Consider the following 22,251-nt stretch of genomic DNA (forward strand, 5'->3'; position numbering starts at 1 on the left):
TGGGCCCTACTCCGATTACTTGTCTAACACCAAGAAAAGCCGTTACACTCCCCTTCGCTTTCCACTAGTGACCGTGATTGATGTATACGCTTCGTCCTTATCAGCAAGACTGTGTCAAAGCCACAGTTCACTACTTCCGTAAACACAGCTCACCTGCAGTCCTGGCTCTGCCAACCGGGGCAGGGAAAAGCCTGGTCATCGCAGAACTCGCCCGGATAGCCCGCGGCCGGGTACTGGTGCTTACCCATGTCAAAGAGCTGGTTGAACAAAACCATGCCAAGTATGAAAGCTACGGCCTGAACGCGTCCATTTTTTCAGCCGGGCTGGGCCGGAAAGAAACCGATCAGCAAGTCGTTTTTGCCTCCGTGCAATCTATGGTCAACAGCCTTGAGCAATTTAACGATGAGTTTTCCTTGCTGGTCATTGATGAATGCCACCGGGTGCCTGATGATGAAAACAGCGCCTATCAGCGGGTTATCCAGCATCTCCAGCGTATCAACGCTGGTATCAAAATCCTTGGCCTGACAGCCACGCCGTACCGGCTGGGCATGGGCTGGATTTACAAATACCACACGCGGGGGCAAGTGCGGACAGAGCAGGATCGCTTCTTCCGTGACTGTATTTTCGAGCTGCCTATTCGTTATCTGCTTGATGAAGGCTTCCTGACCGAACCCAGCATCATGGACATGGCCGTCATTGGTTATGATTTTTCCAGTCTTAAGCCTGCCAACAACGGTCACTATAAAGAGGCAGATCTGGATGCGGTGATCGCCAAGTCGTCCCGCGCCACCCCAATGATCATCGATCAGGTGATCGATTATGCCAAAGACAGAAAAGGAGTGATGATCTTCGCCTCTACGGTCAATCACGCCAAAGAAATCATGGGTTATCTGGCCGGTGAGTCTGCCGCGCTTGTGGTTGGCGATACTCCGCTGGAAGAGCGGGATCGCATCATCACAGGGTTCAAGAATCAGCAGATCAAATACCTGGTGAACGTTTCCGTTCTGACAACAGGGTTTGATGCGCCGCATGTGGATTTAATTGCCATTCTGCGCCCGACAGAATCTATCAGTCTCTACCAGCAAATTGTCGGTCGTGGTCTGCGGTTAGCCGAAGGCAAATCGGACTGTCTGGTGCTCGAATATGCCGGTAACTGTTATGACTTGTACCAGCCGGAAGTCGGCGATCCCAAACCTGACAGTAACAGTGAAGTGATCATGGTGCCCTGCCCGGCTTGCGGCTTTAAAAACAGCTTCTGGGGCAAACTCGACCCGGCCGGTTTTCTGATAGAACACTATGGCCGCCGCTGTCAGGGCTATTTCGAAGACGATGACGGAGAGCGTGAAGAGTGTGGCTATCGCTTTCGCGCCAAATTCTGCGAAGAATGCGGTACGGACAACGACATCGCCGCCAGACGCTGCCATCACTGTGATGCGGTAATGGTCGATCCGGACAAAAAACTGCGTGATGCGCTGAAACTCAAAGATGCAATGATCATGAAGTGTACCGACATGAAGCTGGAACCGGGCAAGAACCAGTACGGCAAGCCTCAGCTGAAAGTGACCTACTTCAGTGAGGAAGACGGCCATATCAGCGAAGTCTGGACATTAGCCAATAAGACGCAGAAAAATGATTTTCTGAAGAAATTCATCAATCCCCACCTGGTCGATCGCCACCGGCCCTTCACCGATACAGCGCCAACACGTGTTGCCAGCAATGAACACAGGCTGCGGCCGCCGGAAATCATTATCGCCCGGAAAAACGGCCGCTTCTGGGCGATTCGGGATAAGTTGTTCGATTTGGATCAGTACAAGCAGTAAGTCTGATGATTCAGAATGAACAAAGCCGCACAGTGATGTGCGGCTAAATTCAGACAGTGAATTCCATCAAAAAATCAGAATGCGTAATCCACATTCACACCCCAGTTGCGACCTGGTTGCGTGTGACGACCCAAGCCGGGTTCACTTGCTGTAAAGCCTTCAATGTCCTGATAACGCCAGTATTTTTTGTCAAACGCGTTAAACAAGCCAGCACGAAGCACCAGATCTTCGGTTGGTGTGTAATAAGCGGTCAGGTCAACCACAGTGTAGCTTGGCGCATCAACATTAGTATCACTCGACCAGTCTGAACCAGATTTCGATGCAACATAAACCGCATTGACCTCACTGCCCCAGTCACCACTCGGTGCGTCATAACCAAGACCCACAACCGATGTAAACGGAGCGACAGAATCTAAGGCCTCACCTGTCTTTTTATCTTCGCCTTCCTGGTAAGCCAGAGATACTTTTGCGTAAGTACCGCTAGGCGCATTCAGAACTTCGTCCAACCAGAGTTCAGATGCGAATTCAGCACCATAAATTTTGGCCGAGTCTAAGTTTTCATTACTGGTGATTTGAATACCGCTGACAACCTCAGTTTGGGAAGCAATGAAATCTTTATAGTCGGTGTAGAAAGCCGCGATGCTCATCAAACCGATGCGCCCCTGTGTTCTTGCACCAATTTCGTAAGCAAGGCTTTTCTCTGATTTCAGATTCGGGTTGGCAACAATCTTGTAACCAAGCGCACTGTTATCTTTATCTTCATACATTTCACTAATAGTTGGTGAACGGAAGCCCTGACTGATCTGAGCGTATGTATTGAAACTCTCCGTCCAGTGATATACCGCCCCCAAACGACCCGTGACAGCATCACTTTCATGGTCTGACAGACCAGAAGAGGAAGCTGGTTCAGCCTGATAGTTGTCGTAGCGGAGACCGCCTGTCACCACCAGCTGATCCTGCATTAAATACAGTTGATCCTGCAGGAAAATACCGTATTTCACAGATTTTGCATTTGGCACTTCTACAGGACCAGGTTTCTCTGTCCCTGCATCCAGGAAATAGTCTTTATAATCCAGCTCGAACTCATTTTGTACAACACTCAAGCCATAAGTCAGCTCATGACGAGTATTGGATAACGCAATGGCTTTATTAAACTGTGCATCAAACTGAGTGCTTGAATCTTCACCGCCACGGTAGCGATTCCGATTACCATATCTATCAGTATGATCGTAGTTATCGTGTTTACTTTCACTCTGCTGCCAGTTCAACGCCCAGCTCACGGAATCCACAACGGCAAGATTGGCCTGCCATTCGTGGTTCAGCCCCAATCGGATCCGAGCATCTTCATCATGACCTCGCACATTGGTATAAACAAAACCCGGCATGAAACCGCCACCAGCATCGTAATTTTCCTGGCTCAGAATTTGGGCATCTGTATCGCGTGTATAATATTCTGCAACCAGACCAACCCGGTTGGCGTCGTTCACCTGGACATACACTTTGCCAAGCACGTTATGCGATGCAAAAGTCAGCGGGTTCGCCTGCCCACGACTGCGACCTTCAATATCAGCCCCATCACCATGCGCTTTTGTTTCATGGCCATCCCGATAGGTATAAATCAGCAAACTTTCAACAGCACCGGTACGATTCGCTGCTTCAATCGTTGCTTTGTATTGATCACTGCTGCTTGCGTAACCCGTTTTGACAGCCAGATGACTGTTTTCTCCAGTCTGTAATACATCTTCAGGATTTTTCGTTCTCAGCAAGACTGTACCGCCAATGGCATCACTACCATAGAGGCTTGAGCCCGGACCTTTGCTTACTTCAACAGCGGTTAAAGTATCAACCTCGAATCCATTTGAATACTTGCGCATCTGGTCGGCACCCGGATTATACCCGGCAGGCTGCTCAACATTATCAACCATGACTTTCACGCGATTTCCGGAAACACCACGCACAGTGAAATCAGAAATCCCGAAGCGGCCATTGCCATTCACCTGGACACCGGGCTCATACTTCAGCGCATCTTGCAGATCATTCGCCAGGTTTTTTTCCATGTCCTCGGCAGTGACTTTCGATACAGACCCCGGCACATTCATAATACTTTGCTCGGTGCGCGTTGCCGTAACCACCATTTCATCTGTATAAGATTTTTTTTCCTGAGCATGCAATGAAGGAGAAAGGGCCAGCAATACAGAGCTGGCAATCAGTGAGAGTTGTTTGTGATTCATATACCCTGCTATCAATTTTTTTATCAATTAGATTCGTTATTGGTAAAGATTATACAAAAACAAATGATAATTACTATCAATCTCAATGTTATTTATATCACAGTTGGGCAATTTTATTGGAACTAAGTCCAATTTATGAAACTTGTTGGGTGTATTTTGTTGCAAGTAGAAAAGAGCTATGCATGGGATGGTTCTGATGATTTTTTCGTTGTTTAAAAGGCTTGTCAGGATTTTTTCTTGTCAGTTTCATGAGGGAGTGTTAGTATCCGCGCTCAATTTGACGGTACTCAGTAAGGTCGCATTACTGAAATACCTTCTTTTATTCACTCACTTAAGAGTAGTTATCATGAAATTTGAAGCACAAGTACGTTCAGACCTGGGTAAAGGTGCGAGCCGCCGCCTGCGTCACACTAACAAATTCCCAGCGATCATCTACGGTGGCACTGAAGCTCCAGTTGCAATCGAACTGAACCACGATGACGTGATCAACCAGATGGATAAAGAAGGCTTCTACGATGCCATCACTCTGGTAATCGACGGTAAAGAAGTGAACGTTAAGCCACAAGACATCCAGCGTCACCCATTCAAGCCAAAAGTTCAGCACATGGACTTTATCCGCATCTAATTGCGGTTGGTGTGAAAACGCTGAAGAAAAAAGCGCCTCAGGGCGCTTTTTTTGTGTCTGGTGATTTTGCATGAAACGAAATGAAATTCTAGAACAGATCTTGCTGCGGATTGTCTGGCCCGTTCGCGGCCTGCATTTCCAGATCTCGCTTGCGCTTGAGTAAACGCAGGTAACGTTGCCGGCATAATTTGATCACATGCCGTTTTTGATCGTTGCTCATCACCTGCCAGTGAAATCGCTCTTCTCGGCTTCTCAGGCAACCTTTGCAATACCCTCTGTTATTCACCTGGCAGACACCAATACACGGGCTGGGAATGGTAAAAAGTTCTAACTGCTCCATATCCCCTTCTCTGCTATCTGCGTGCTATACGGTGAAAGGTTCATAACAACCACAAACTGCTTAAATTGCATACAAACTGATAGTAACGACTTTATGCTGATAACGCCAGTCGGCCAAGGGTACGCCCAGGTGAAGTAATGCCGATCTGTCATCAGTGAGCCACTTCACACCCATCACAATTAGTTAACATAATTACCTATGTCTTTTCTACGTAGTTTACGTCACTCACTAAAACACATGACGCACTAAGTATTAGTTATTTATCAAACAGTTAAATTTAACTAAAAAGATAACCTACGTGTTAATACGTAATACCTTAGTCGCTATTTATCACGATCTTATTTGATCTCCACTCAGTGTTATTGCGCTTGTTCAGGCCTATAGTTTGTTCAATGCTTTGATTGCATAGGGATTATCCCGCTATCACAATAACAATGAGGACGTGAAACATGAGTCTGGTAAAACGCACTGTACGCAATGCTCTGGTGGCAGCCAGCGCGGTTGCGGTTTTACTTTCCAGTACCGCCGCTTATTCCGCAGAAAAAGTCTATCGCCTGAAGCTGGCTGAAACCTGGGGCGCAAACTTTCCTATTTTTGGTGACACCACCAAAACCATGGCCGAGATAGCAGAGAAAATGTCTAACGGCCGTTTGCAGATCCGAATCGATTCTGCCAATAAACACAAAGCGCCGCTAGGCGTGTTTGATATGGTAAAAGCCGGCCAGTATGACATTGGCCACTCGGCGTCTTACTACTGGAAAGGCAAAGTACCGAATACCCTTTATTTCTCCACTATGCCCTTCGGTATGGTCGCGGCCGAACAGTATGCCTGGTTCTATCACGGTGGCGGCATGGAACTGATGGAAAAAGTCTATGGCCCGCATAACCTGCTGTCATTCCCCGGTGGTAACACGGGCGTTCAGATGGGCGGCTGGTTTCAGAAAGAGATCAAAACGACTGATGATCTGAAAGGCCTGAAAATCCGTATTCCGGGCTTTGCCGGTGAGGTACTGGCTAAGTTAGGTGCCAGTCCGACCAATATTGCGCCGGGTGAGCTCTACACAGCACTTGAGCGCCGTACCATTGATGCGCTGGAATGGGTGGGACCGGGCCTGGACCTGAGAATGGGTTTCCACAAAATCGCGCCTTATTACTATACCGGCTGGCATGAGCCTGCAACTGAACTGCAATTTCTGGTTAACAAACAATCCTGGGAGCGCCTGCCGGCTGATCTGCAGGAAATTCTGCGCGTTGCGATGCGCCTCTCTGCCTATGACATGTATATCTTAAATACCCACGCCAGTGCTGAGAACTGGTCAACCATGAAGGAAGAATATCCGAACATCAAAATCATGAACTTCCCGGATGACGTCATGGCAGCCATTCGCCAGGCCAACGATGAATTGCTTGAAGAGCAGGCCAAGAGTGATCCTCTGGCAAAAGAGATCCTGGATTCACAAGCGGCCTATCTGAAAAAAGCCCGTGAATGGACGTTGATTGCTGATAAAGCCTATCTCGACAGTCAGGCTGAACAGAAATAACACTAAAGTCATGCACCGGTCTGTCCGGTGCATACTTATTTATCAGTCTGGAATGTTGCCTCGCGACGGAGTTATTATGCGAAGCTTGTTAGCCTTCGAAAAAATCATCAACCGGTTTTCTGATTTGCTTGGCTGGATGGCCAGCACTCTGTTTATCATACTGATGTTCAACGTTTTTTATGATGTTGTTATGCGGTATGCCTTTAACCATGTTTCTATTGCCATGCAGGAGATGGAGTGGCATCTGTTCTCTGCCGTTTTCCTGCTGGGCGTTCCCTACGCACTTAAGGCTGGCGGCCATGTGCGGGTAGATGTTTTCTACGAACGTTTCACTCTCAAAACCCGCGCCATTATCGACCTGCTGGGGACACTCTTTTTCCTGCTGCCATTCTGTATCCTGGTGTACTGGTATGGCGTTGATTATATGAAAGAATCCTACTCTCTTGGTGAGTCCAGCGGCGACCCGGGCGGTTTACCTTATCGCTGGCTGATTAAAGGTCTGATCCCTCTTTCTTTCCTGTTTATGGCCATTTCAGGGATCGGAATGCTGCTGCACAACATTAACCGGCTGGTAAACCCAAGCCTGTTCCACGAAAAATAAGGAATATTCCGTGGTTGGTATCATCATGTTTATCGTTGCCCTGTTTGCCCTGTTACTCGGATTTCCAGTGGCATTTACCTTCGGCGGCATCGCACTGCTGTTCGGCGTCTGGGCAGAAGGGCCGGAAATCTTTGCATTCATGCCGTTTCGTATCATGAGCATTATGCAAAATACTGTGCTCATGGCCGTACCGCTTTTCGTCTTTATGGGCCTGGTGCTGCAAAAAACCCGCCTGGCAGAACAACTGCTGGAGTCCATGGGGAAACTTTTCGGTAGTGTTCGCGGTGGTCTGGCTATCTCAACAGTATTAGTAGGATCGCTGCTGGCCGCGTCAACCGGCGTGGTCGGGGCTTCTGTTGTCGCAATGGGCCTGATATCCCTGCCTGTTATGATGAAATATCAGTACAGCAAAGGCCTGGCGACAGGCACAATTTGTGCTTCAGGTACCCTGGGTCAGATCATCCCGCCATCCATCGTATTGATTTTGTTGGGTGACGTACTGGGAATTCCGGTTGGCGATCTGTTTCAGGCCGCTATCTGGCCCGGCCTCGCACTGGTACTGGCTTATATCGTTTACATCGTCATTTACAGCTGGTTGAATCCGGAAGCCACCCAGCCGATGGAACGGGATCCCGACCAGTCTCGTCAGCAGGAAGTTATCACGGCACTGAAAGCCGTGTTGCCGCCTCTGGCGCTGATTATCGTGGTGTTAGGGTCAATTTTTGCGGGTATCGCCACCCCTACCGAGTCTGCTGCTTTGGGCGGCATGGGGGCGGTTTTGCTGTCGCTCATTTACCGCCAGTTCTCATGGCGCATGCTGTATGACAGTGCATTTGAAACCGTCAAAGTAACCGCCATGGTGTTTGGTATCCTGCTGGGTGCGACAGCTTTCTCTATGGCATTCACCTACACAGGCGGTGATTATCTGGTCGAAGAGTGGATGCTGTCTTTACCCGGTGAAGAATGGAGTTTCCTGATCCTGACCATGCTCATCATTCTGATTCTGGGATTTTTCATCGATTTCGTTGAAATCTGCTTTATTGTGGTGCCGATCCTTGCGCCTATTGCCGATGCTATGGGGATCAATATGCTTTGGTTTGCCATTCTGATTGCCATGAATCTGCAAACCTCCTTCCTGACTCCGCCCTTTGGTTTCAGCCTGTTTTACCTTAAAGGCGTTGCGCCTGACGGTATTACCACGCGGGATATTTATAAAGGTGTTATGCCCTTCATTACCATTCAGGTTCTGATCCTGGCCTCTGTCTTAATATTCCCTGGCTTCTACGGACTGTAGCCTTGCAATGAAACCCCGCAAATCTAGAGCTAGCCGGCACTTTTTCCATAAAGTGCCGCTATTTTTCTTTGATATCCCCAACAAATTGTTAACATTCAAGACAACTATGCAATCGCTCAACAGCCCTACGTTTGCAACTATGCCCCTGAAAGTGAAGCTGATCTTACTGACACTGCTCCCATTACTGCTGATCAGCGCTGCGATCAGCTGGATTGCTATCCATCAGGCAACCTCACTCGGGCAAAAAGAAATCGCCACTTTTCGTGCCAGCCTGATCGCATCTAAAGAGCAGGCATTGAAAGACACTGTCGATCTTGCCCTCGATAGCATTAATCACATCTATCAAAACGCCGCAGCCAATGATGAAAAAGCCAAGGCGGAAGTAAAACGTGTTCTGAACGACCTGAGATACGGCAATGACGGCTATTTTTTTGTTTACCATGAAGATGGCACCAATCTGGCCCACCCTGTTTTACCTGAACTGGTCGGAAAAAATTTATTGGATTTGCAGGATAATAATGACAATTACCTCATTCAGGCACTGATAGAAAAAGCCAAGTCTGGCGGTGGTTTCCATCAGTACCTCTGGCATAAACCCTCGAGTGATTTAATCGTGACGAAGCTCAGTTATGCGGCATGGTTGCCTAAATGGCGCTGGATGATAGGTACCGGCCTGTACATTGAAGATGTCGCCCGCCAAATGGCCAAGGTCGAACAGGGAGTACAGGCTAACATTCGGACGACCTTCATTTCTGTCATTGTTCTGGTTGCCATCACCACTCTGATCATTCTGATCACCACGCTGGCGATCAACCTTCATGAGCACAGGTTAGCAGACAGCCGCTTAAAAGAGCTGGCGTATAAAACTGTCATGTTTCAGGAAGAAGAGAAAAAGCATGTCGCCAGAGAACTCCACGACGGGGTGAACCAGTTGCTGGTTTCCTGCAAGTGCCATCTGGAATTGCTTCAGGACAAAATAGCCAGATCAGACATCGAACAGGCCATACGCCATCGAGGTCTGAGTGAATCCTCCCTGTTGCAGGCCATTGCCGAACTGAGGCGTATCTCGCACAGTCTGCGTCCCAGCTCGTTGGATGACATAGGACTGACTGCGGCACTGGATAACTTGCTCAGTGATTTTTCCGCTTCGACCGGCATACGTGTCAATCGTTCTCTGACACTTGGCAACGCCAGCCTCTCTACAGATATGATGACGACGCTATACCGGGTGGCTCAGGAATCACTGGTGAACATCAGCAAGCATGCTCAGTCTGACGCTATCGATGCAGAACTTTCAGTGATACAGGAAAACTTGCAGTTTATTATTCGCGATAACGGGACGGGATTTAATGTGCAACACGCCATGAATGGCAAAGGAATCGGCCTTCGCAACATGCGTGAACGGCTGGAATTTCTTGGTGGCGAATTGGATATCAGCAGTGAACCGGGGCAAGGAACGGAAATTTTGGTCAACCTCCCTCTGAAACAAGGACTGGACATTTATGGCAAAAATTCAAGTGCTGTTAGTGGATGACCATCAGGTCGTCATGGAAGGATTTAAAGCACGGCTCGACAACGAAGCCAACATCGAAGTGATTGCAACAGCAAATAATGGCGATGAAGCGCTGAAAAAAGCCGAGCAGTGCCAACCCGATGTGGTACTGATGGATATCAGTATGCCGGAAATGAACGGTATTGAAGCCACACGCCATTTCCGTCACCGCTTTCCTGAGATCAAAGTGCTGATCCTGACCATGCATGACAATCGCGAATACATTCTTCAGGTCATGCAGGCCGGTGCAAGCGGTTATATTCTCAAAGAAGTTTCCGCACAGGAAATGGTACAAGCCATAGAAGCCGTGCATCAGGGCGGACGGTATTTTTGCCGACTGGTCGCCGATACCTTATTCGCCGCGCCCATTGTGCAGGCTGAGCCTGCTGAAATGGTGCTGGCGGCATTAAGCCGGCGTGAGGAAACTGTACTGCGTCAGGTGGCGCTGGGCAAAAGCAGTAAAAAAATTGCGATGGAACTGGGGATCAGCACCCGAACAGTGGAAACCCACCGTCAGAATATCAAGCATAAACTCAACATGCACTCCACGGCTGAGCTCACCGCTTATGCCGTGAAAGAAAATCTGATTTAGAACAGCCCCAGTTGCGGTGCAATAATGTCGTCAAAATGCCGTCCGATAAACGGCAGGATCCCATCTGCAATCGGCTTCAGCTGTTTGTCTATGTAATGGTCGTAATCAATCTGGCTTTGTCTGGCTTCCACCGGTTCCGGGCCATGTGTGGTGATGACATATTCAATCCAGCCGCCAGTCTGATACTGCAATGGTCGGCCCAGCTGCTGATTAACCTCGTCGGCTCGCCGGGCGGCCCGGACATGGGGCGGTACATTCTTCTGATACTCAGACAAGTGACGGCGTAACCTTTTGCGGTACACCAGTTTGTCGTCAAATACTCCCTGCCCGGTCATTTCCACGTAAGCACGTACATACTCTTCCACGTCTTCGTCATGAAACACTTTACTGTAAAGAGTCTGCTGAAACTCCTGTGCTAAGGGAGTCCAGTCGGTGCGGACCGTCTCCAGCCCTTTAAACACCATCTCTTCAACACCGCTTCGAATCACAAGACCGGCATAACGCTTTTTACTGCCGGTTTCCTGTCCCCGAATCGTCGGCATCAGAAATTTGTGGTAATGGGTTTCGTATTCCAGCTCAAGAGCGGAGGCAAGATTGTAATGCTCTTGCAGATGCCTGGCCCACCAGGCATTGATATCAACCACCAGCCGGGCACCGATGGCATCCGCATCCTCACCGCTGTGGGCCTTTTTCAGCGACACAAACGTCGAATCCGTGTCGCCGTATATCACCTCATAACCCTGCTCTTCAATGCGCTCACGGGTCAGCTTCATAATTTCATGACCCCGCATGGTGATCGAAGAGGCCAGACGATGATCAAAAAAACGGCAGCCTGAGGAACCCAGTACGCCATAAAAAGAGTTCATGATAATTTTTATCGCCTGCGAAAACGCTTTTTCGCCGTCTCTTTTCGCCTGGTCGCGTGCGGCCCACAGCGCTTCGATCATTTCGGGCAAAAAATGTTTCTGCCGGTGAAAGCGGCCGCCCCGAAAGCCAGCAATGGCCTGCTGCTCAGATTTCCCCTCATCCAGAAGTAAACCTTCAACCAGCCCCATGGGATCAATACAGAATGTGCGGATTATCGACGGGTACAGCGATTTGAAATCCAGCACCAGCACCGAGTCATACAAACCCGGTTTCGAGTCCATCACATAACCGCCGGGGCTGGCGATCCAGTTTTCGCTTTCAAGATTAGGGGCAACATAACCGGCGCGATGTAACTGAGGTAAATATAGGTTGGTGAATGCAGCAACCGAGCCGCCGACTCTGTCCAGCTCGACGCCCGTCAGCCGGCTACGTTCCAGCGCAAAATCCAGCAAGTGTGTTTTTTCGAAGATCCGGGTAACCAGTTTACAGTCCTGCAGGTTATAGCGTGCCAGTGACACTTTATCTTCGCGGAACATCTGATTAATTTCAGCCATGCGATCGTACACATTGTGAATAGCTTTGCCTTCGCCGAGCAGTTCTTGTGCGACCGATTCCAGCGACCAGGAACGAAAGTTATAAGTGGCCGTTTTCAGCGTATCAATACCGTCCATCACCACCCGGCCCGGAATGGTGATGAAACCGGCATTCGGGTTCTGACTGGACTGGCGCCAGTGCGGCGTCTGCCTGCCACGGCCAAGCCGCAAAGGCAATTTGTGCCATTCTGCACGCCGCAGTAACAAGCGCCAGTCAAAATCCACCACGTTCCAGCCGATAATGACATCAGGATCGTAGCGGATAAACCACTCCTGCATGGCCACCAGCAGGGCTTTTTCATCCCGGACCCATTCAATCCATGTCAGTTGCTCTTGCTCTGCGTTGAGTGGCTCTCCTACCATAATCACCCGGCTGTCAGCCTCGCTGTGCAGACCGACAGAATACAAAACGCCCTTCTCTGAACATTCAATATCCAGTGAGACTACAGACAGTGAAGGCAGATAATCCGCCGATTTGGTTTTCACCTGACGAAATTCGGTATACCCGTCTCTGATAACAGCATTCCCTGCAAAGGCAATTCCACCGCGGATGAAACGCTCCATCAGATAACGGTCAGCAAGCCGGATATCATCTTCAAACACTTTAATGCCTTCTGCTAACAACAATGCGCCAATCCGAAGGCTGGAGCTGATCGTAGCACTGTAGCAGGCCGACATGGTCTGGTGCTGAAAGTCTTTCATGTCCAGCGTGCGCCAGTTGACTGAAAAACCGTGTTGGGTAAGTACAGTGTCTGCCCTTTCCTGCTCGCTGGCCGGAATAAAACACACGGGACTTTCACCGTCGATAACCAGCTGGCAAGGTCCTTGGTCCGTTTTCACCCAGATAACAATCTGAGTCTGCCCTTGCCTGTCCCGGCTTTGACGGGTGAGTACGAACCCCTCAGCTTGCTGAGATAAAGAATGTGTATTTTGCCCTGGTGGAACGTGGGGATGCTTAGCCGATTTTGCGTTCAATTTTATTCCACTCATCAACAAGCCACTGGCCAAAACCCTGCATCAAAAACAAGGAGGCCTTTTTAGGCACTTGTGTCCGGCTCATCAGAATATACGCACGCTCAACGTCGACAGCTTTATCAGGGTAATTGTTCAAAAACAGATCTGTGGCCTCTCTGACTGACAGGGCCAGCACTTTTTCCCGGTGAAACACAAGCGTATATGCCGTCCACAGCATTTTCTTCCCTATATATTCACAGTAGTCAAGGTAATGCTCAGGCACCCGTGTTTTCAGGATTTTCTCCCGGTATTCAATGAGGATGGGTTCAAAAGGCCCATTTAATGATTTTGCCGCGTCCCAGCTGGGTTCGAAGGCACCAAAGCGTCCGGACAAGTCATCGCCCTTGAGGCACACACAGCAATGTCTGAGCCAGAAACCCCACTGAAAAATACCGTCCAGTGACAAGACATCACGCGTAATGGCGAGCCTGATATCCAGACGTTTCACTGCCCTGTAACGCCTGGCAATATGAGTGCTCAGGCTGTGCAGCCGGCTTTTTTCCAGATCGTTCAGTGGCCGCTCAAACACCAGAGTCAGGTTCAGATCGGACTGCCCGGGCACAGCATCACGACGTGCAACGCTACCTGCAAGGTATACGCTGTGAAGTGTGTCTTTGAACAGGACACCGAGGTGTTGCAAAGTCTCATTAATACAGGGTTGAAACACCGGTTGAAAAGGCCGGTTGTTATCAATGACGGGAAGAAAAGTTGGCAATATCTGTTTCCTGGAGCACCGCACTGTCTGCCAGCATCATAGCATGAAAGTGGCAGCCTTAAAGTTGGCGGCAGGCTTAAACGCTGCAATCTCAACCAACTAAGGCCTGCCCGCGCCTGCTACAGCACAATCGTCTGTATCATAGCCATCAACAGGTGGCCTTGGTATACTCCCGGTTCTATTCAATAAAACTGATATTGACCCAAACATGGATAACTTAGACCTGATTTCATACGACGACGTTATTGAAGCTGCCTACGATATTTTTCTGGAAATGGCACAAGACAGTCTGGAACCCGCCGATGTCTTGCTGTTCACGGCTCAGTTTGATGACCGTGGTGCTGCAGAGGTTGTAGAAACCGGAGAAGACTGGCCAGGCCATGTTGGCTTCGCTGTTGATGGCGAAGAATATGCAGAAGTGCGGATCGGGCTGGTGAATGAAGCCAGCGATGAATTAGATGACGTCTTTGCCCGCATGCTGATAAGCCGTAATCCGGACAATAAATTCTGCCACATCTTGTGGAAACGCGACTAATCAGGTGATTAAGTCAGATACAACAAAAAACGGTGCTGATATCAGCACCGTTTTTTTAAATCATACCAATACAGGCGTTTCTTCCTGCTGACAACGTCTGACCCAGAGCAGGCTGGCAATCGCCATCAGCACCATGCACGTCATTATTGCGCCCAGACTGAACTGGTCTTTTGCACTCAGCATAGACGCTACCAGCGTCGCAACACCCGCGCCTAAGTTTTGCAAACCACCCAGCACAGCCCCTGCCGTACCGGCATGGAAAGGAAAAGGCTCCACCGCTGCTGTTGTGGTAACAGGAAAAACAATCCCGGAGCCAATGAAATACAGAAATGCGCCGCCAATCAGTGAACTAACAGTGACTAACCCTGCCATCCCAGGCAACAAAATGGTTATCGCACCGAAGCCAAGTGCTGCCAGCCCGACATAAAGCACCCGCTGCTGCCCCATATGCTTGAGCAACAAAGTCGACATCCAGGAGCCCAGCAGATATCCCGGCAATGGCATAACAAATAGCCAGCTCACTGTCGTCGGATCCAGCTTCAGTACATTACCCAGTAATACGCCAGCGGCAGCTTCAAATACAGCCAGCCCTGAAAAGGTTGCCACTAAGCACATGACATACCCCTGAAATTTACGATTACTCAGCACATATTTGTAGCTGACTGTCACACGTTCTACCCTGCGCTTCTCAGCAGGCAGGGTTTCGGTGAAGCGGGATAAAATGATCAAGGTAACGGCAGCACCCAACGCCAGTAAAAACACATAACTTGCCGACCAGCCAAATGCCTCGGACAGGTATCCGCCCAGTACCGGCGCAATCAGCGGCGAGAAAATAATGCCCATGCTGACCAGGCTGTTTACTTTGTGCAGCTCTGCACCTTCGTAACAGTCCCGGGTAATGGTTCTGCACATTGCGCCACCGCACCCGGTTCCCATGCCCTGAATAAAACTGGCAAGCAGAAAAACTTCAAACGAAGGGGCAAAAAGCGCCAGTATTGTGCCGAGTATGAAAATACACATACCGGCCAACATCACAGGCTTACGTCCAATCCGATCCGATAAAGGGCCGTAGACGAACTGAGACAAGCCGTACGGAATGAGATACGCGGCCATCACAGCCTGCAAGAAAGCGGGCTTAATGCTGAATACCGCTGCCATTTGTGGGATCGCTGGCACGTACATGGTTTGGGTCATTTGCCCAACGGCGGCCAGAATAATAATCAGGAACAACATTTTTGCCACACTGGCAGAATAAGATTGCCTTTGCACAACCTCACTCCTTACAACAATACAAAGAAAAAGATAAGTTCAAGTCATCATAAGTCAATGCGGAGAGTGAACGTTGAGAAATGGCTGCAGAATCGACCATTTGCATCAAGTAGCCTTATGACGAGCTTTCGAGCGGGATAGTAATGGCAGGCAAGGCAAACAACAAGTAAATCCTAACCTAATCAGCACGATACTTTATTATAATTCGAATTATAAAAACTAATCTTAAAATTGCGGTTTTACGGGCAAAAAAAAGCGAGCATTTCAGCTCGCTTTACAATCGGCTTTTATCCGGTTTCAGTCAAAATGAAAACGGTGTTTACCACGGCTGGCTTTGGCACGAAGGTAATTTTCATTGCCCTCTTTCAAGTGTGCTTTTGTACCCACTACTTCTTCAATCGAAATGCCTAAAGCTTCCAGGTCCTGAATTTTTTTCGGGTTATTAGTGATCAACCTGATGCTTTCAACACCTAGTGCTTTGAGCATTTGTGCCGCTTCGGAAAAATCCCGGAGATCATCACCAAATCCCAAATGATTATTCGCTTCGTAGGTATTCATGCCCTGGCTCTGCAGCAGGTAGGCATCGATTTTGTTATACAAACCAATACCACGGCCCTCCTGACGCAGATACAAGATAATGCCACCTTCTTCAGCCATCCGTTCTATGGTTTCATCTAACTGCTCACCACAGTCGCAACGTGACGAATGAAAAACATCCCCGGTAAGGCATTCAGAGTGCATCCGAACCAAAGGAGGGAGTTGTTGTTTATCTGCATCACGGAAAATAAGCGCAACATGCTCTTTTCCTGAAGCTAGGCCATCAAAAGAGAGAATATCGGCAGGGATATGGCTTTTCGTACCGACTTTAAAGGGGACTCTGGCCCTTACATTTACCATTTTGTTTTATTACCTCTCATACAACCACAGTCTGACGACAATTGATTGCTATGTTATCTACCGACACAGTTCATTAGACCGCTGACTTCAATGCGCTGTTGGTATGCATGTGGCGCTGATGATATCTAAAATTATGACACTAAAACAGTCATCACCGTTGACTTATGCTCCGGTGCCACCCACTAAAAGTGTTATAACATAACAATTAAGTCATGAGCAATAATGATTGTTGTCAGAGATAAAGGGCCCTGCATACCTCAGAGCCTCTGTTCTAGCCCTGAAACTGATCGTGAATCTCCTGACTAAAGCGAAGTAAGGTATCAAGGATACGCTCACCATCCGCCCGCAGCCCGTTATGCTCGAACTCATTCGTCATCCAGGCTTTACTGTTTGGGATACCGGCCAGAGTGTCACGGCTGTAATCGAATTCCACGTACATGTCTTCGACATAAACCGCTGCAGCCAGCGGGACCTTGTTAGCGGCCAGCTGACTGGCATCATATAACGCTGGCCAATCTGCTTTTTCTGCCAGAATAGCTGCCGCTTCACGCAATGGTTTCAGAGTGTCGAGCTGCTCAAACATCCACGGATAAACCATTTCTCCGGTAAAACAAAAATCTTGGCCGGGCTGATAATGACATTGCGGGTATTCATCGCGCACCCGGTGCGCAGACCAGCGGGACGCCTGATGCTGACAATAAATTGATTCGTGCAAAATCGCATAAATCGGATTGGTCTGGTAAGACTGCTCCGCCAGCATGGCGTTAAGGAAGCTATAGCTGAGTTCCGGTTGCCCGCTCACCTCGACAAATGCACTCTCCAGCTGATAATAGAGCGCCAGATCCCCGCCACTTCTGCCGAGATTGATGCCAATCAGCTGAAACTGCTCAACAGTAAATCGTTGCCCGTTCGGCAGAAAAACATCTTGGGTCAATACATGATCCGCAATGCGATTACACAATGCCTGAGCGGCAGGAAAACGCTGAAAGAAAGCCGCATTTTTATCCAACACCCGGCGATAGGTTGCCCGGTACACCTCATCAGCATGGCCAGAAATTGGAGGAATTCCGCCAGTTACACAGGCGCTCATCAGGCTGTCCGGGTAAAAAGAAAGATAATGCAGAGCACAAAACCCGCCAAAGCTTTGCCCAAGCAGTGACCATTGTTTGATCCCCAATGCTTCCCGAATGGCTTCTGCGTCACGCACTATATTATCTGCCCGAAAATGGCTCAGGTAATCGGCTTGCTGCTGCGCCGTTAACCCTGCCAGAGTCTGCGCATGGACCGGCTCACTCTGTCCGGTGCCCCGCTGATCGAGCAGCAGGACTCTGTAATCTTTCAGTGCCCGCTTCAACCAGCCACTTTCGGCCTCCGGTCTCGGTGATGGGAAACCCGGGCCCCCCTGCAGATAAACCAACCAGGGTAAATCGCTGCTTTCCTTGCCTCTCGCCACCACTTCACGGGCAAATACACGAATCTTTTGGCCTTCAGGGTGGTGGTAATCCAAAGGCAGTTGAAAAACGTGGGGCAGACAGAACATGTCCCCAATATAAAAACCTGATTGCATCATTTTCTCCATGTACCAACGGAGGACTTTCCGTCTCTACCTGGTGCCATGTGCCAAAGGATGGTCACTGTCACCGGTTATGGCCATCACGCTACTGGTACGTCATTGTGTATCGAGTACTGAAAATCAGGTTATTGCCTGACTGTCGTTTTGTTGTTCAGCATATCAGCAAAATACACCAAAAATTCACGGCCGATTTCCTTACCTTGCATGTAATCCAGATTCAAATCCTGCTGGCTGCTCAACAAAGCCTTACTATGCAGGGCTTTTTGCGGCGCAATCTGGATCACTTTCAGTTCCTCAGGAGGATGAATAAGGAAATCATTAACATCTTTGTAGGTTTGATAGTAGCGGTTGAGCATATCAAACACTTCAGAACGTTTACCGGTTAAGGACAGAAAACGCTCTACATTCAACCCACTGAGCCATTTACGGTAACCATTCACCGCTTTTTTCTCTTCTTCGAGCTCTTTATTCATTTCATCGGCTGCGATCATGCCTTGTGTTTCTTTATCCAGCCACAAACGCTTCCAATTATCGAAACGGTCGGTCAGTTCATGACGCACCGCTTTCACGCGGTCGAGAGATTCATTCAGGCTGAATCGCTCAATATATTCCGGCAGGGCAACTTCGATGCGCTCTCTCCAGTCATCCAGCACCCCCGGTGTTTGCTGTATCATCTGCAAAGGTTCGGTACGAACCACTATGACCAGCTCAGCCCCTCGCTTCCAGGCTTCCTTCACAGGTACAGCCGCACTTACTCCGCCATCGACCCATTCAAGTTCATTGAGACTAACGGGTAGATTATAAAGCAGTGGAATGGCACAGGACGCGCGCAGTACATCACGCCAGTTGTCTTCGTACATAGGCAGGTAGATATCCTGCAAGGTATCTTTGCGCGTGGCACAGGCAAGTGCCTGACGATACGTCAATACGCGACGGGCCGTCGAGACATCTAAAGGCGTTTTGCCATTGAGGCCAATCTGATCAAAGGCCCAGTCCAGATTCATCGGCTTTTGCTGACTCAGATAATGGTAGAGATTAAAAAACTCTTGTTGGGTAGTCAGGTTAACGATGAAGTCATGGCCAAACTTGGGTTGGCGGCTGATGAAAGAGGAAAGGTTCAGCGCGCCGGCAGATGTACCGATGTAGAGTTCGAACGGGTCAAATCCGGCTTCCAGAAAGGCATCAAAAACACCGGCAGTGAAAATGCCGCGCTGCCCGCCCCCTTGAACCACCAGTGCAATTTTTTGCTTTTTTGATTCCGACAATTTTGCAGAAAATGTGTCGACAAGACTGTCATCCAGATCCCCGAGACTAAAAGGCAAGTGATTCATACACCTAACTCACTCTGTTAAAAAACAAAAACCTTCCCCTCATTTCATTGTAAGGCGAATGCTCAACAACAGGAGAAAAATAATAACAGGGTGATATATAACGATTAATGCGTTATTGCCGTCAACCCAAATCCGAAAAGGACTATCATAATGATAACGGCAACGGTTAACGCCATTTTAAATTCAGGGGTTAAATGATTCATATACGCTCCATATTTACTATCACTGTGAGTGCGGGCTACCAGCACCATTCACTGGTACTAACACTAGCAGATTGTAGGGCTGAGCGTGCACCTTGACCATACAATAAACATGGTTTTAGGGCGACTATCACAATTATTTGATACTGGCGCAAGGAAGGAAAAATGGCATTAAATAACAATCATTTATTCATAATGTGCATTGTCTCTGCTCTGGCAATCACACCTGAAACACAAGCGAGTTCGCAAAAACCAATCTATGTGACGCCGTATTGGGGTTACTCCTTTCCGGATAGTATTGAGTCTGAGGGCGGGATGACAATATCCCCGGATAACGTGGGTCTTTTCGGTGTCACCATTGAAGGTAATTACGGAAAACAATCATTATTCAATGGCCGGATTGGATTTACTGCACAGCACATGAAAATGCAAACCAAAGGCTTTGATGACGACGGCAGTGCAACGTTTTTTCATTTTCAAAGCAGCAGCCATTATCGCGTAGCCCCTATGCTTACCAGCTTTATCGGCTTAAGTCTGGGTGGGACACTCATGGATGTCAGTTGGTCAAAACAGAATATTTTATTGTCGGGCGGCGCCTTTTTTGGTTCTGACTTTTTCATCAATAACAACACCAGAATTCGGTTAGAAGCCAGATGGTTAGCCAGCCGTGTTGACAGAAACACCACTGCTGATTGCCAAGGTACGGCAGGAATACAAGCCTGTGACGTGAATATCGATAGTGACTGGTTGAGTGTGTATCAAACCAATCTTGGTGTCAGCTTTGTGTTCTGAAAGAAAATAGTAAACTACTTACTTAGTACAATTAGTCTTCAAAATGTTGCAAAAGTCTAATTTTTGACTATTTATTAGTCATCGACGCTAAAAAATTAAAATAAAACAATTCACTCAATAATCACAGCATTACGGTGTGATCGTCTAAACATTTCGTTAACAACTTGTTATTTCCACAGTACGGAGGAATAAGTCAATAGTAATGCCTATTTATAACCAATAGTCCAAAACTTACTGTCTATTGCGCTGGTAAGTATCAGTGGTTAATCTCGTTTTAACTGCGTGGGGTTTCAAACCAAATTCCACGATACAGGAAGTAAATACTTAGAATAAAAAACTTAATAGATACTGTTTCATAGAGAAAAACAGTACACAAGGAGATACTTATGAAACGCGAACAATGGGGAACCCGAGCCGGATTTATTCTGGCAGCCGTGGGTTCTGCTATAGGATTAGGGAATATCTGGCGTTTCCCCTATATGGCTTACGAAAACGGCGGCGGCGCATTTTTTATTCCATACCTTTTCGCCATGATAACGGCCGGTATTCCATTCATGATTATGGAATTCAGCCTGGGACATAAGCTGCGTGGTGCAGCACCAAGAGCGTTTTCCAAGCTAGGTGTGAAACTGGAATGGCTGGGCTGGTTCCAGGTATTCATTGCTTCTGTCATCGCCGTTTATTACGTCGCTGTTATCGGTTGGGCCATCTCATACCTGGGCTTTGCATTCACTCAAAGCTGGGGAAGTGATACTAACGCTTTCTTCTTTAGTGAATATCTGAAACTCGGGGATAACTCGCCAAGTAATCTGGGTGGACTACAACTGCACATCGCCATTCCGATGATCATCGCTTGGGGTATCACATTCGCGGCTATTTTCACCGGTGTTAAAGGTGGTATTGAGCGCGCGAGCAAAATCATGATGCCTTTGTTGTTCCTGATGGTGCTGGCGCTAATTGCCCGAGTTATTTTCCTGGATGGTGCACTGAACGGTCTGAACTACCTGTTCCAGCCTGATTTCAGCAAAATCCTGGATGCAAAAGTGTGGTCTGCTGCCTATGGGCAAATCTTCTTCACCCTGAGTGTCGGTTTTGCCATCATGATCGCCTACTCCAGCTACCTGCCTGAGAAATCCGACATCAGTAACAATGCCTTTATGACGGTATTGATCAACTGTGGCTTCTCTATGGTAGCGGGTATTCTGATTTTCTCTGTGCTTGGCTATATGGCTCAGGAACAAGCTAAACCGCTTACTGAAGTCGTTTCTGCCGGTGTGGGTCTGGCCTTCGTCACCATTCCTGCGGCAATAAACCTGTTACCGGCTCCGTATATTCTTGGCCCGGTGTTCTTCCTGGCTCTGGTTGTTGCGGGTTTGAGCTCACACATTTCAATCATTGAAGCTGTGACCTCGGCGGTAATGGATAAGCTGAAATGGTCGCGTAAAAAAGCAGCTTCCGTAGTTTGTGGGGTTGGCTTTATCGTCTCGATGGCGTTTGCAACCAATGGTGGCCTGCTGCTGCTGGATCTGGTTGATTACTTCATCAACAACGTTGCCCTGCTGGCAAGCTGCCTGATTGAATTGCTGGTTATTGGCTGGCTGCTGAAAGTCTCTGACATTCGCAGCTATGTGAACAGCATTTCTGAGTTCTCTATCGGTAAATGGTTTGAAATTTGTATCCGCTTTATCAGCCCAATCATGCTGGCAATCATCCTGGGTACGAACCTGACCAACACCTTTAATAACGGCTACGGTGGTTACGAAACGTCTGATTTGCTAATGCTGGGTTGGGGCCTGGTAGCTGCGATGTTTGTGATTGCAGTGATTATCAATGTTGCATCTAAACCACTAGAGAATAACGAGGTATAAG

The 22,251-nt window shown here is 48.4% G+C and carries 18 protein-coding genes; 10 read left to right on the forward strand and 8 right to left on the reverse strand.

Annotated elements, in window-relative coordinates:
* Nucleotides 1–80 precede the first annotated feature (80 nt).
* Nucleotides 81–1,820, forward strand: a complete 1,740-nt coding sequence (locus KCG43_RS10545; protein ID WP_218384720.1) for a DEAD/DEAH box helicase — start codon at nt 81–83, stop codon at nt 1,818–1,820.
* 74 nt (nt 1,821–1,894) lie between these two features.
* Here KCG43_RS10545 and KCG43_RS10550 read toward each other — a convergent pair whose 3' ends face one another.
* A complete protein-coding gene (locus KCG43_RS10550) occupies nt 1,895–4,051 on the reverse strand; it encodes a TonB-dependent hemoglobin/transferrin/lactoferrin family receptor (protein ID WP_218384721.1) in 2,157 nt (718 codons plus the stop codon).
* Nucleotides 4,052–4,397: 346 nt separating this feature from the next.
* Here KCG43_RS10550 and rplY point away from each other — a divergent pair, with 346 nt between their 5' ends.
* Nucleotides 4,398–4,676, forward strand: coding sequence for a 50S ribosomal protein L25 (gene rplY / locus KCG43_RS10555; RefSeq protein WP_192016596.1), 279 nt, complete (start codon nt 4,398–4,400; stop codon nt 4,674–4,676).
* A gap of 88 nt (nt 4,677–4,764) precedes the next feature.
* On the opposite strand, the gene KCG43_RS10560 is transcribed toward rplY, so the two are convergent.
* The gene (locus KCG43_RS10560) at nt 4,765–5,016 is read right to left on the reverse strand and encodes a DUF1289 domain-containing protein (RefSeq protein ID WP_192016595.1); all 252 of its coding nucleotides are present in this window, start codon (nt 5,014–5,016) and stop codon (nt 4,765–4,767) included.
* Between the two features lie 449 nt (nt 5,017–5,465).
* Between KCG43_RS10560 and KCG43_RS10565 the strand changes: the two genes are divergently transcribed.
* From KCG43_RS10565 to KCG43_RS10585, 5 genes are all read left to right on the forward strand, one after another.
* Complete coding sequence (locus KCG43_RS10565; protein ID WP_218384722.1) at nt 5,466–6,557, forward strand: TRAP transporter substrate-binding protein; 1,092 nt, start codon at nt 5,466–5,468, stop codon at nt 6,555–6,557.
* 76 nt (nt 6,558–6,633) lie between these two features.
* On the forward strand, nt 6,634–7,158 hold the full coding sequence (locus KCG43_RS10570) for a TRAP transporter small permease subunit (RefSeq protein WP_192016593.1): 525 nt from the start codon (nt 6,634–6,636) through the stop codon (nt 7,156–7,158).
* A gap of 10 nt (nt 7,159–7,168) precedes the next feature.
* A complete protein-coding gene (locus KCG43_RS10575) occupies nt 7,169–8,452 on the forward strand; it encodes a TRAP transporter large permease subunit (RefSeq protein ID WP_218384723.1) in 1,284 nt (427 codons plus the stop codon).
* A gap of 139 nt (nt 8,453–8,591) precedes the next feature.
* A complete protein-coding gene (locus tag KCG43_RS10580; protein WP_218384821.1) occupies nt 8,592–9,986 on the forward strand; it encodes a cache domain-containing protein in 1,395 nt (464 codons plus the stop codon).
* Nucleotides 9,955–10,596, forward strand: a complete 642-nt coding sequence (locus KCG43_RS10585; protein WP_218384725.1) for a response regulator transcription factor — start codon at nt 9,955–9,957, stop codon at nt 10,594–10,596. Before KCG43_RS10580 ends, KCG43_RS10585 begins: the two co-directional genes overlap by 32 nt.
* Here KCG43_RS10585 and KCG43_RS10590 read toward each other — a convergent pair.
* Nucleotides 10,593–13,031 carry a DNA polymerase II gene (locus KCG43_RS10590; protein WP_237794450.1) on the reverse strand — a complete coding sequence of 813 codons (2,439 nt, stop codon included), beginning with the start codon at nt 13,029–13,031 and terminating at the stop codon, nt 10,593–10,595. The genes KCG43_RS10585 and KCG43_RS10590 overlap by 4 nt on opposite strands.
* Nucleotides 13,012–13,785: a nucleotidyltransferase domain-containing protein gene (locus KCG43_RS10595; protein ID WP_218384730.1), complete on the reverse strand. Its 774-nt coding sequence runs from the start codon at nt 13,783–13,785 to the stop codon at nt 13,012–13,014. Before KCG43_RS10595 ends, KCG43_RS10590 begins: the two co-directional genes overlap by 20 nt.
* A gap of 208 nt (nt 13,786–13,993) precedes the next feature.
* Between KCG43_RS10595 and KCG43_RS10600 the strand changes: the two genes are divergently transcribed.
* Nucleotides 13,994–14,320: an HI1450 family dsDNA-mimic protein gene (locus KCG43_RS10600; protein ID WP_192016588.1), complete on the forward strand. Its 327-nt coding sequence runs from the start codon at nt 13,994–13,996 to the stop codon at nt 14,318–14,320.
* A 60-nt stretch (nt 14,321–14,380) separates the two neighbouring features.
* Here KCG43_RS10600 and emrD read toward each other — a convergent pair whose 3' ends face one another.
* From emrD to KCG43_RS10620, 4 genes are all read right to left on the reverse strand, one after another.
* The gene (emrD, locus tag KCG43_RS10605) at nt 14,381–15,589 is read right to left on the reverse strand and encodes a multidrug efflux MFS transporter EmrD (RefSeq protein WP_192016587.1); all 1,209 of its coding nucleotides are present in this window, start codon (nt 15,587–15,589) and stop codon (nt 14,381–14,383) included.
* Nucleotides 15,590–15,886: 297 nt separating this feature from the next.
* Nucleotides 15,887–16,486 (reverse strand): GTP cyclohydrolase II, encoded by a 600-nt coding sequence (gene ribA, locus KCG43_RS10610; RefSeq protein WP_192016586.1) that lies wholly within the window; start codon nt 16,484–16,486, stop codon nt 15,887–15,889.
* Between the two features lie 271 nt (nt 16,487–16,757).
* Complete coding sequence (locus KCG43_RS10615; protein ID WP_218384822.1) at nt 16,758–18,053, reverse strand: alpha/beta fold hydrolase; 1,296 nt, start codon at nt 18,051–18,053, stop codon at nt 16,758–16,760.
* 131 nt (nt 18,054–18,184) lie between these two features.
* Nucleotides 18,185–19,390 carry a patatin family protein gene (locus tag KCG43_RS10620; protein ID WP_192016585.1) on the reverse strand — a complete coding sequence of 402 codons (1,206 nt, stop codon included), beginning with the start codon at nt 19,388–19,390 and terminating at the stop codon, nt 18,185–18,187.
* Nucleotides 19,391–19,755: 365 nt separating this feature from the next.
* Between KCG43_RS10620 and KCG43_RS10625 the strand changes: the two genes are divergently transcribed.
* Both KCG43_RS10625 and KCG43_RS10630 read left to right on the forward strand, forming a co-directional pair.
* Nucleotides 19,756–20,382 (forward strand): hypothetical protein, encoded by a 627-nt coding sequence (locus KCG43_RS10625; RefSeq protein ID WP_218384732.1) that lies wholly within the window; start codon nt 19,756–19,758, stop codon nt 20,380–20,382.
* A gap of 386 nt (nt 20,383–20,768) precedes the next feature.
* Nucleotides 20,769–22,250 (forward strand): sodium-dependent transporter, encoded by a 1,482-nt coding sequence (locus KCG43_RS10630; RefSeq protein WP_218384734.1) that lies wholly within the window; start codon nt 20,769–20,771, stop codon nt 22,248–22,250.
* Nucleotide 22,251: the final 1 nt, after the last annotated feature.

Origin of the sequence: Photobacterium sp. WH24 (assembly GCF_019204055.1) — a bacterium.
Classification (GTDB): Bacteria; Pseudomonadota; Gammaproteobacteria; order Enterobacterales; family Vibrionaceae; genus Photobacterium; species Photobacterium arenosum.